This window comes from Desulfocurvus sp., assembly GCF_023230885.1.
Taxonomy (GTDB): domain Bacteria; phylum Desulfobacterota; class Desulfovibrionia; order Desulfovibrionales; family Desulfovibrionaceae; genus Desulfocurvus.
The window spans coordinates 1-10105 of sequence record NZ_JALNWM010000123.1; the positions used below are offsets into that span (position 1 = coordinate 1).

General features: G+C 67.8%; 12 protein-coding genes. 9 read left to right on the plus strand and 3 right to left on the minus strand.

Annotated elements, in window-relative coordinates; genetic code table 11:
• Window positions 1-55: 55 nt before the first annotated feature.
• Window positions 56-376 (minus strand): heavy metal-binding domain-containing protein, encoded by a 321-nt coding sequence (locus M0P34_RS09820; protein ID WP_291498737.1) that lies wholly within the window; start codon window positions 374-376, stop codon window positions 56-58.
• 237 nt (window positions 377-613) lie between these two features.
• Between M0P34_RS09820 and M0P34_RS09825 the strand changes: the two genes are divergently transcribed.
• Complete coding sequence (locus tag M0P34_RS09825) at window positions 614-937, plus strand: hypothetical protein (RefSeq protein WP_291498738.1); 324 nt, start codon at window positions 614-616, stop codon at window positions 935-937.
• A gap of 47 nt (window positions 938-984) precedes the next feature.
• Here M0P34_RS09825 and M0P34_RS09830 read toward each other — a convergent pair whose 3' ends face one another.
• Window positions 985-1809 (minus strand): purine-nucleoside phosphorylase, encoded by an 825-nt coding sequence (locus M0P34_RS09830; RefSeq protein ID WP_291498739.1) that lies wholly within the window; start codon window positions 1807-1809, stop codon window positions 985-987.
• Window positions 1810-1929: 120 nt separating this feature from the next.
• Between M0P34_RS09830 and M0P34_RS09835 the strand changes: the two genes are divergently transcribed.
• From M0P34_RS09835 to M0P34_RS09870, 8 genes are all read left to right on the plus strand, one after another.
• Window positions 1930-2688, plus strand: a complete 759-nt coding sequence (locus M0P34_RS09835; RefSeq protein ID WP_291498740.1) for a motility protein A — start codon at window positions 1930-1932, stop codon at window positions 2686-2688.
• Window positions 2678-3415 carry a flagellar motor protein MotB gene (locus tag M0P34_RS09840; protein WP_291498741.1) on the plus strand — a complete coding sequence of 246 codons (738 nt, stop codon included), beginning with the start codon at window positions 2678-2680 and terminating at the stop codon, window positions 3413-3415. The genes M0P34_RS09835 and M0P34_RS09840 overlap by 11 nt, the downstream gene beginning before the upstream one ends.
• 11 nt (window positions 3416-3426) lie before the next feature.
• Window positions 3427-3828, plus strand: a complete 402-nt coding sequence (locus tag M0P34_RS09845; protein WP_291498742.1) for a PilZ domain-containing protein — start codon at window positions 3427-3429, stop codon at window positions 3826-3828.
• 19 nt (window positions 3829-3847) lie between these two features.
• Window positions 3848-5263 carry a biotin carboxylase N-terminal domain-containing protein gene (locus M0P34_RS09850; protein ID WP_291498743.1) on the plus strand — a complete coding sequence of 472 codons (1416 nt, stop codon included), beginning with the start codon at window positions 3848-3850 and terminating at the stop codon, window positions 5261-5263.
• 93 nt (window positions 5264-5356) lie between these two features.
• Window positions 5357-7618 (plus strand): acetyl-CoA carboxylase carboxyl transferase subunit alpha/beta, encoded by a 2262-nt coding sequence (locus tag M0P34_RS09855; protein WP_291498744.1) that lies wholly within the window; start codon window positions 5357-5359, stop codon window positions 7616-7618.
• Window positions 7619-7659: 41 nt separating this feature from the next.
• On the plus strand, window positions 7660-8310 hold the full coding sequence (locus M0P34_RS09860; RefSeq protein ID WP_291498745.1) for a biotin attachment protein: 651 nt from the start codon (window positions 7660-7662) through the stop codon (window positions 8308-8310).
• A 32-nt stretch (window positions 8311-8342) separates the two neighbouring features.
• Window positions 8343-8699, plus strand: a complete 357-nt coding sequence (locus tag M0P34_RS09865) for a hypothetical protein (RefSeq protein ID WP_291498746.1) — start codon at window positions 8343-8345, stop codon at window positions 8697-8699.
• 12 nt (window positions 8700-8711) lie between these two features.
• The gene (locus tag M0P34_RS09870) at window positions 8712-9212 is read left to right on the plus strand and encodes a single-stranded DNA-binding protein (RefSeq protein WP_291498747.1); all 501 of its coding nucleotides are present in this window, start codon (window positions 8712-8714) and stop codon (window positions 9210-9212) included.
• Window positions 9213-9415: 203 nt separating this feature from the next.
• Here M0P34_RS09870 and M0P34_RS09875 read toward each other — a convergent pair whose 3' ends face one another.
• Entirely contained in the window at window positions 9416-10018 is a 603-nt protein-coding gene (locus tag M0P34_RS09875; protein ID WP_291498748.1) for a histidine phosphatase family protein, read from the minus strand.
• Window positions 10019-10105: the final 87 nt, after the last annotated feature.

Genomic DNA, 10105 nt, shown 5'->3' on the forward strand with positions numbered 1-10105 from the left:
ACGAAAACGGGGCGCGGCCGCAAGGCCGCACCCCGTTTTTCGTTGCGGGAGGGGGCTACTGGGCGTCGACCACGCGCACGGCGGTGCCGTAGCAGGAAATGTATTTGCTGCCGTCGGGGTGGAAGGCCACGTTCTCCTGGTAGCCGATGATGGCGTTGGCGCCGTTGGTCAGCGCGCGGGTGATCATGCCGTAGAACGCCTGCTCCATGTCGTAGCCGCGAAAGGCAGCCAGGCCGACCACGCGGCGCACGGCCTTGCCGGGCATGTCGCGGGTGGTCACCACCTGGAACTGCCCGGAGGTGAACAGTTCCTTGGCGCTGTCGATCTTCTGGCGCTGGGGCGTTTCGGGCTCGGGACGTTTGAGCAGCGAGAGCATGTTGGTCCTCCTTTGGACGATGCTTGCGGGTGCGTGGTGTCGGACCGCTGGCGTCCGCCGCGCGGGTCACGTCCCTTCAAGCAAACACCTTGCCAACATGGCGCGGCGCCCCGGCCCCGGCCTCCCCGGGCGGCCGGAGGCCGCTTTCCTCCTCGACTTTCGGAAACCACGGAATTAGGTAGGAAGACGGAACCCCAACCCCGGGCCGCGCCGGGAGCCTGTCCGCGAGAGGAGACCATGCGCAAGGGAGTCAAGATTTTCGGCACGTTCAACGGCATTTCGCCCCAGGCTTTCGAGCGCCTGGAGCCTGTGTTGGATTTCGACGAGGTCAGCTATGCGGACGGCACCGTGCTCGTGGAGCACGACGGCGAGTATGACCGGGTGGAAGATGTTGTGCTGCGCGTCATGGAGGCTATGGCCGAAGGGCACGAGAGCGGGCTGGACATCATCGACCACGACGAAAACACCATCACCCGCTACGCCATCGAGGCCGACGGCTTCCGCGCCCGGCAGATGGACATGGACGACGTGGTGGCCCCGTATCCCCACTCCCAGGCCTGAGGCGGGGGGAGGCGGCCCGGGGCGCGGGGCCCGGGGCCGCCGCGCGGCTACGCCGCCGCGATGACCGCGCCCAGCAGGCGCGACAGCCGCCCCGAGGCCGCCTCGGCCTGGGCGATGACATCCGCCAGGGACGTTTCGCCCATGCAGTCGGGCAGGTTCTTGTTGGTCAGGCACGAGATGCCCAGCACGGCAAGGCCCATGTGCCGGGCGGCGATGACCTCCAAAACGGTGGACATGCCCACCGCGTCGGCCCCCAGCAGGCGGAAGGCGCGGGTTTCCGCCGGGCTCTCAAGATTCGGGCCGCTTACGCCGATATAGATACCACGCTCCAGGCGGATGCCCAGCTCGCCCGCCTTGTCCAGGGCCAACCGGCGCAGGTCCGCGTCGTAGATGCGGCTCATGTCCGGGAAGCGTTCGCCCCAGGCGTCCTGGTTGGGGCCGGTGAGCGGGTTGGCGCCGGTGAAGTTGATATGGTCGGTGATGAGCATCAGGCCCCCGGCGTCGAACTGGGGGTTCAGGGCTCCGGCTGCGTTGGTGATGATCAGCCGCGAGACGCCCAGGGCCGCCAGGGTGCGCACGCCCATGCAGACCTCGGCGGGCGACCAGCCCTCGTAGAGGTGGAAGCGCCCGCGCTGGACCCAGACGGGCACGCCGTCGACCAGGGCCGCCGTCAACTTTCCGGCATGGCTCTGGACGGTGGAATGCGGGAAGCCGGGAATGGCCCCGTAGTCGAAGGCGGCGACCTCGGTCAGCCCGTCGGCCCAGGCGCCAAGGCCCGTGCCCAGGACCACCGCCGTGCGGGCGTTGTGCGGCGCGGGAAGGCCCGCGCGGATGAACTCCGCAGCTTTCTGGACTTTTTCGATGTTTTGCATAATTGTGTGAATCTTTGGGACGAGGTTGACGGTTCGGCCGCCAGGGCGGCCACCGGGGAGCAGTGTTGACGCAATCCGCGTCCGTGTCAACGCTGGCGCAACACTAGCGGAGCAATGCGCATGGATATCGTTACCCTACTTGGTTCCGTACTCGGCTTCGTCCTGGTCATCGGGGCCATGAGCATGGGCGGCGACCTCGCCCTGTTCTTCAACGGCCCGGGCCTGCTCATCGTCGTGGGCGGAACCTTCGCGGCCATCTGCGTCACCTTCCCCCTGAAGGATGTCATCGAGTCGCACATGGGTGCCTTGTCCATGTTCATGAAGAAGAAGGGCAAGGTCGAGGACGTGGTGAACATCATGGTGCGCATCGCCGAGATCAGCCGCCGCGAGGGGCTCATCGCCCTGGAGAACATCCAGACCGAGAACCCCATCCTCAAGAAGGCCTGCCAGCTCATCGCCGACAACGCCGACCCCCAGCTCATCCGCGACACGCTGACCATCGAGATCGGCACCATGAAGCGCCGCCACAACGTCTCCATCGAGGTCTTCCAGAAGCTGGCGGGCTACTCCCCGGCCTTCGGGATGATCGGCACCCTCATCGGCCTGGTGCAGATGCTCTCCAACCTTTCGGACCCGACCTCCCTGGGCCCGGCTATGGCCGTGGCCATCCTGACCACATTCTACGGCTCCATCATGGCCAACCTGATCTTCCTGCCCTTCGCGGGCAAGATGCGCGCGCGCACCAGCCAGGAGGAGCTGCACCTGCAGATCATCTTCGAGGGCGCCAAGTCCATCCTGGAGAACAACAACCCGCGCCTGGTCTACGAGAAGCTGTCGTCCTTCGAGCCGCCCAAGGAGCGCAAGAACAGTGGCCGATAGCAAGTGGGAATCCCTGCTCGGCGTCGAAGAGCCGGAGCCGGAGCGCAACGAGTGGATCCTCACCTTTGCGGATCTGGTCACGTTGCTGCTGGTCTTTTTCATCCTGCTCTATTCCATGTCCACCCTGGACCCCAAGAAGTTCACGGATTCCTTCCTCTCGGTGAAGCTCGCCCTGGGCATGAAGGACGACCAGCTCATGACCGCCCGCGTGAAGAGCGAGGACGCGGCCATCCTGGACACGGTGCTGCTGCAAAAGCAGCTCATCGAGGCCCAGCGCAAGGTCTTCTCCGACGTGCGCACCTTCATCACCCGCCGGGGCGTGGAGGGCGTGGTCGGCGCGGTGCTGGAGGAGGGCAAGATCACCCTGCGCCTGCCCGGCGACGTGCTGTTCGCCAGCGGCGACGTGGAGCTGAACCAGCGCGGGCAGGAAGTCCTGCGCCAGCTCAAGGATTTCCTGGTCAAGGCCAACGACCAGCAGATCAACATCAAGGGCTTCACCGACGACATTCCCCCCAGCCCGCGCGCACGTTTCAAGGATAACTGGGAAATTTCATCCTTGCGGGCCGTATATGTTTTGCGCTATCTAATGCAGCTCGGCATCGATCAGAAGCGGTTGACAGCAACGGGGCTGGCCGACATGGAGCCCCTGTTCCCCAACAACACGGAGGAGAACCGCGCGCGCAACCGCCGCGTCGAGATCGTGCTCGAAAAGCAGGTCAGCAAATAGCAGGAGCCGCCATGTCCTCCGAAGATTTGTCGGAACTGTCGTTCTCCGTCGCCGGAGATGAAAAGGGCGCCCAGCGGCGTGCCTTCCGGGCCAGGATTCCCGGCCTTGCCGTGTTCATCCCCGAGCGCGGCGCCACCTGCGAGGTGGCGGACGTTTCCGCCATGGGGCTGGCCTTCAAGGCCGCCGAGGGGCAGGCCTTCACGCCCGGCTCCCTGGTCGAATTCGACCTGCTCATCAACAAAAAGGTGTTCATCCCCAAGCTGTGCGCCAAGGTCATGCGCACCCTCGACAACGGTCTTGTGGGCTGCAATTTCGAAGCCCTGGACCGTCGCCAGGAAGTCCGGCTGGACAAGCTGGTCCTGGAGGTCCAAAAGCGCATGATCGCCCTGCGCAAGAAGCAGCAGAGCCAATGACCCAACCAGGACGGGAACCGTGCCCATCAAAGGAAAAGTACTGGTAGCCAACAGAGGCGAAATCGCCATGAGAATAGTCCAGGCCTGCGTCAAACTGGGCCTGGACTTCGTTTGCGTCCACACCGCCGCCGACGCCCACTCCGGCCACGTCCGCCTGGCCCGCGAGCAGGGCGGCCCGGGTTCCCTGTACCGGATTTCGTCGTATCAGGACGCCAATGAATTGCTTGCGGTCGCAGATGATGCGGGCGCAACGGCATTGCACCCCGGCTACGGCTTCTTCGCCGAGGACTTCCGCTTCGCCCGCCGCGTCACCGAGCGCACCCGCGCCCTGACCTGGATCGGCCCGTCCTGGCGCGTCATCCGCGACCTGGGCGACAAGATCAACACCAAGCGCCTGGCGCGCGGACTGGGCGTGCCCACCGTGCCGGGCTCCGACCGCCCGCTCTACGACGAGCCCGAGGCCGAGGAGATCGCCGCCAACCTGTTCAGCTTCCAGCGCGAGCAGGACGTGGCCCGGCCCGTGGTCCTGCTCAAGGCCTCGGCGGGCGGCGGCGGCATGGGCATCGAGGAAATCCACGACATCGACTCCTTCCGCATGACCTACCGGCGCATCCGCAACTACGCCAAGCGCCAGTTCGGCGACGAGGGCGTGCTCGTGGAGCAGCGCATCTTCGACTTCAACCACCTGGAAGTGCAGATCCTGTGCGACCGCCACGGCGGCGAACCCCTGCACTTCGGCACCCGTAACTGCTCCGTGCAGTCCACCGGGCGCCAGAAGCGCATCGAGGTCGCCCCGGGCTTCGTCCCCGCCGAGCTGCGCTACAGCTTCGACGCCGCCGCGGTGCTGGAGGCCGTGAAGGACCACAGCCTGGCCATAGCCCGCGAGGCGGGCTACGACAGCGTGGGCACCTGGGAGTGGATCGTCACCCCCCGGGGCGAGCCCTTCCTCATGGAGGTCAACACGCGCATCCAGGTTGAGAACGGCGTGTCCGCCGTGATTTCGCGCATCGGCGGCAAGGGCGGGGTGGACCTCATCGCCGAGCAGATCCGCTGCGCCCTGGGCGAGCGCCCCGGCTACACCCAGAAGGACATCACCTTCGAGGGCGTGGGCATCGAATACCGGCTCATCGCCGAGGACCCCGACAACAAGTTCACCCCCTGGGCCGGGCGCATCGACTCCTTTTCGTGGGAGAGCGCGCCCTGGCTGTCGGTGCACACCCAGGTGCCCACCGACGAGCCCTACCAGATCCCCACGGACTTCGACCCCAACCTGGCCCTGGCCATCATCTGGGGCAAGGACCTGGCCGAGGCCAAGGCGCGCGGCCTGGAGTTCCTTGACAAGCTGGTGTTGGGCGGTACAGATTCCACTGGCGTGGAGCTGAAGTCCAACGTGGAATTTTTGCGTCACAAGACGGAGAATCTGCTGGTCTTCTAGGCGCGTCGCGCCTCAACCCCCGGCGCTGCATCCCCCCGTTCCCCGCGCCCCGGCGCGGCGGGGGCGGCCGCGTCGGCCATCCCACGGACAGCCATGGACATCGAAAAGCGCATCCAGAGCCTTGCGGCGAGGCTCAAGTATATCCAGGACATTTTCGCCGAGCGGGAAGACGCCAACATCGAGCTGCTGCATTCCAAGCTCAAGGACTTCACGGACAACGGCGGCGCCATGTCGGCCCAGGAGGCCGCGCGCCAGGTCGAGGCCCTGGAAGACCTCTATGCCTTCCTGGAGAAGAAGCTCGAACGCGAGCTGACGCCCATGGACAAGGTGCGCATCGTGCGCCACCCGCAGCGCATCTGCCTGAAGGACATCCTGGAAAACGTCTACGACAACTACACCGAGATAGGCGGCGAGGGCGAATACAACATCGACCCCAGCGTGCTTATCGCCCGGGCCTACATCACCCGCCGCGTGGGCGGCAAGGTCTACAACCAGCCGATCATGGTCATCGGCCAGGAAAAGGGCCACGGCGAGGAGTTCCGCAACGGCGGCTCGGTCAAGCCCTGGGGCAACGCCAAGGCCCAGCATTACATGCAGGTCGCCGAGACCGAGAACATCCCCATCCACACCTACGTCTTCACCCCCGGGGCCTACCCCCTCGAAGACTACCCCGGCGCCGCGCAGCAGATCGCGCGCAACCTCTACGAGATGGCCGGGCTGAAGGTGCCGGTCATCGCCGTGTTCTCCGAGGGCGGCTCGGGCGGCGCCGAGGCCATCGGCCTGGCGGACGTGCGCCTGATGCTCTCCCACGGCTACTACTCGGTCATCAGCCCCGAGGGCGCCGCGGCCATCGAGGGCCGCCTGCGCGGCGGCCAGCGCGCCAGCGCCGAGCTGATCGAAACCTGCGCCCGGCGGCTGAAGATCACCGCCGACGACAACCGCACCATGGGCTATGTGGACCGCGTGATCCAGGAGCCGCCCCTGGGCGCCCGCCCCGAGCACTACGACTTCTTCAAGGTCCTGCGCTCGGAGGTCATCCGCGCCACGGACGAGGTGGTCCTCAACGTGCGCGGCTGGAAGTTCTTCCGGGCCATGACCCTTTCGGCCCAGCGCAACAAGCGCAACGCCAGCGCCGAGGACATCTATGTGCGCTGGACGCTGTCGGCCGGCGCGCGCGACCGGCTGGTCTGGCGGCGCTACCAGCGCTTCCGCCGCATGAGCCGCCACGCCTACATCGACAACTCGCCGCTGACCAAGAAGGTCGAGCGCCTGGCGCGCGAGGCGGGCTGGTCGGTCTACTCCTTCTTCAAGTACGACTTCTTCCGCAAGCACAAGAAGAAGTTCACGCACATGCTCGAGGAGATCGGCAGCGAGTTCCAGGTCGTGCGCGACAAGGCCGCCGTGCCGTTGCGCTGGGCGCGCCGTGCCCTGGCGCCGGGCCGTGCTGCGGTCTGCTCCGAGGAGGCGGGCAAGAGCCTGACGGAGCTGTCCTGCTGGGACAAGGGCTCCTGCGACACCCCCGGGGTCTATGTCAGCCCCCAGGCCCGCGAAGACCGCGTGCTGACCTGCACCAACGCGGAAACCCACGGCTGCAAGGACCTCTGGGCGCCGGACCTGTTCGGCGACTTCGCCGGGGTCTGCCCCACCTGCGGGCACCATTTCCGCATGGAATACCAGTGGTACCTGCACAACGTCTTCGACTACGGGTCCATCTTCGAGTTCTCGCGCAGCGTGGAGTCCGGCAACCCGCTGGACTACGACGGCCTGTCGGCCAAGCTGGAAAAGGCCAAGGCCGAAACGGGCCTGAAGTCCGCCTGCGTGACCTTCGAGGCGCGCATCAAGCATGTGAACGTCATCTGCGCCACCCTGGTGGGCACCTTCCGGGGCGGCAGCGTGGGCGCCGCCGAGGGCGAGAAGTTCGTGCGCGCCGCCGAGCGCGCGCGCAAGAAGCACTACCCCTTCATCGCCTACGTCCACGGCACGGCGGGCATCCGCATCCAGGAGGGCGTCAACGGCGTCATCCAGATGCCGCGCTGCACCATGGCCGTGCGCCGCTACATCGAGGCGGGCGGGCTGTACATCGTGGTCTACGACACCAACTCCTACGCCGGGCCGGTGGCCAGCTTCCTGGGCTGCTCGCCCTACCAGTTCGCCATCCGCAGCGCCAACATCGGCTTCGCCGGGCCCGGGGTCATCAAGGAAACCACCGGCCTGGACATTCCGCCCAACTATCATGTGGCGCACCAGGCCCTGTCGCGCGGGCATATCCACGGCATCTGGGACCGCCGCGACGTGCGCGCCAACCTGAACCAGGCCCTGCAGACCATGGGCGGGCGCAACCTCTACTACCGCTAGCCCGCAGGCCCGCGAACACGACAACAGGACGGAAGCCCCCAGTGAAGGACGTCAAGGCATTACTCGAAGAGATGAAGTCCGCCCCCTACAAGCTGGTGGAGGTGGCGGCTCCGCATACGGGCGTGGTGGAGCATGTGCTCACCGAGCCGGGCACCAAGGTCACCGGCCCCCAGGGCTCCTGGGGCGAGCGGCCGGGCACCCTGCTTGCCCACCTGGAGCGCGAGCGCAACAAGAAGGCCATCCGCGCGCCCATGCGCGGCGAGGTGGAAAAGGTCTTCACCGAGCACGCCGGGCGCTTCGTGGAGGCGGGCACCGTGCTCTACACCCTGCGCCATTACCTGACCAAGGACGAGGTGATCCAGGAAATCCTCAAGAAAACCCTGTATCTGTTCCACGCCAGGGAGCAGGCCAAGTACTACTTCTTCCCCGAGGCGGACACCAAGATCAAGGCCTACGGCCCCCAGTCCGTGCGCGTGCGCGACGGGCAGGACCTGTTCATCGTCTCGCGCATGAAGCGCGAGAGCGTGCTGCCGTACTCCGGGCCCGAAGGCATGATCTACGCCGTCTACTTCAAGGACAACCACAGCGTGGAAGCCGGACAGCCGCTCATCGGCGTCTGCCCGCCGGACCAGCTGCCCCTGATCCAGGACGTGGTCAACCGCGTGAAAAGCGAGTGGGAGGAGCGCGGCTAGCGCCGGTCATGGGCAGGAACCTGCAAATACGCGTGCTGGCGACGACCTTCCGCCCCGAGGACGTGCCCCGCGACTGGCCCCGGCTGGTCCACCTGGCCTGGCGCGGCGAACCGGCCCTGCCCGGGGGCGCGCCGCGCGGGGTGCTCGAACTGGCCCGCGACCTGGCCGACGTTTTGCGCCTGGAGGCGGCGCCCGAGATTCGCGCGGCCCTGGGGCCCGACGCCGCCCGGGCCCAGGCCCTGGCCGACGCGCTCGACGCCGCCCTGGCCGACTGGAACCCCGCCCTGGCCAACCGGCTCTCGGAGCAGCTCGAAGGACTGCTGGACGAGCTTGAAGCCCTTGCGCCCGAAGCACCTTTCGTCGTATCCAAGGCCAGCAAGACACATTAAAGGGAGAACGATATGGCATCGCTGAACAAAGTCATGATCATCGGCAGGCTGGGGCGCGACCCCGAGCTGCGCTACAGTCAGAGCGGCGCCGCCATCTGCAACCTGAACGTGGCCACCGACGAGAGCTACACCGACAAGCAGGGCCAGCGCGTGGAGCAGACGGAATGGCACCGGGTGGCCGTGTTCAGCCGCCAGGCCGAGCTGTGCGCCAACTATCTGCGCAAGGGCAGCCAGGTCTATGTGGAGGGCAGCCTGCAAACGCGCAAGTGGCAGGCCCAGGACGGCACCGACCGCTACACCACGGAGATCAAGGCCCTGCGCGTCCAGTTCCTGGATCCCAAGGGCGCGCAGCAGGGTGGCTATGACGCCCCGCAGCAGCAGCAGGCCCCCGCGCGCCAGGCCGCCCCGGCCAAGGGCGGCGGCCGCAGGCAGCAGCAGCAGTTCCAGGAGGAGGAAGACCTCGGACCGGCCTTCCCCAGCGAGGCCAGCGGCATGGACGACGTGCCGTTCTGAGTCCGCCCGGGGCGGACCGCCCGGCTCGCGCGCCCGGCAGGCGCCGGTCGGCCGGGGTCAGCCAGGGTTGGCAAGGCCGACAGGGCTTGTTTCAAGAAAGAGGGTGGCTGCGCCGCCCTCTTTTTTTGCGCCCTGGCGCTTCCCGGCGCGGCGTACCGGGGTGGGGGCAGGCCGTGCGCCGCTTTGCCGCGCCGGGGCCGGGCTCAGGGCCGCGGCGCCAGGGCGGCCGGGGGCAGGTTGAAGCCCAGCAGCGCGAACCCCTGGGCCGCCGGGCGCAGCGTCGTGGCGTGCGCGTGCAGCGGGTCCAGGCGGAAGAGGTTGGCCAGGGGCATGCCCAGGACGTGGCAGAGCACCGCGCGGATGACGCCTGCATGGGTCACGGCCACGGCGGGCAGGGGGCCCCGGGCCAGGATGTCCAGGGCCGCCAGGGCCCGGGCCTGAACCTGGGCGAAGCTCTCGCCGCCGGGGGGGCGAAAATGCGCGAAGTCGCGGCCCCGGGCGGCGTAGGCCGCCGGATCGGCGACTCGCACGGCCTCGCGGGGCTGGTCCTCCCAGGCGCCGAGGTTTATCTCGGCCAGGCCGGGCAGGGCGCCCACGGGCAGGCCCAGGGCGGCGGCCAGGGGCTGGGCCGTGTCCTGCGCGCGGGCCAGGGGGCTGGCGAACACGGCGCGCGGCCGGGCCGGGGCCAGGGCGGCGGCCAGCGCTCCGGCCTGGGCCCGGCCGGCGGCGGACAGGGGCAGATCCGTGCTGCCGATGAAGCGGCCCTCGCCGCCCCGGGCCTCGGCGTGGCGTACGAGCACGATCATGGCCGCCCCTCGCGTATGACATCCAGCAGGTCCGGGGCGCCGGGGCCCAGCAGCCCGCGCACCCGGGCCTCCACGGCCAGGGCCCGG

Bases quoted from the DNA above. Each gene is read 5' to 3' on its own strand.
- M0P34_RS09835 (WP_291498740.1), top strand. From the start codon at position 1,930: ATGGATATCGTTACCCTACTTGGTTCCGTACTCGGCTTCGTCCTGGTC.
- M0P34_RS09825 (WP_291498738.1), top strand. From the start codon at position 614: ATGCGCAAGGGAGTCAAGATTTTCGGCACGTTCAACGGCATTTCGCCC.
- M0P34_RS09870 (WP_291498747.1), top strand. From the start codon at position 8,712: ATGGCATCGCTGAACAAAGTCATGATCATCGGCAGGCTGGGGCGCGAC.
- M0P34_RS09830 (WP_291498739.1), bottom strand. From the start codon at position 1,809: ATGCAAAACATCGAAAAAGTCCAGAAAGCTGCGGAGTTCATCCGCGCG.
- M0P34_RS09820 (WP_291498737.1), bottom strand. From the start codon at position 376: ATGCTCTCGCTGCTCAAACGTCCCGAGCCCGAAACGCCCCAGCGCCAG.
- M0P34_RS09845 (WP_291498742.1), top strand. From the start codon at position 3,427: ATGTCCTCCGAAGATTTGTCGGAACTGTCGTTCTCCGTCGCCGGAGAT.
- M0P34_RS09875 (WP_291498748.1), bottom strand. From the start codon at position 10,018: ATGATCGTGCTCGTACGCCACGCCGAGGCCCGGGGCGGCGAGGGCCGC.
- M0P34_RS09855 (WP_291498744.1), top strand. From the start codon at position 5,357: ATGGACATCGAAAAGCGCATCCAGAGCCTTGCGGCGAGGCTCAAGTAT.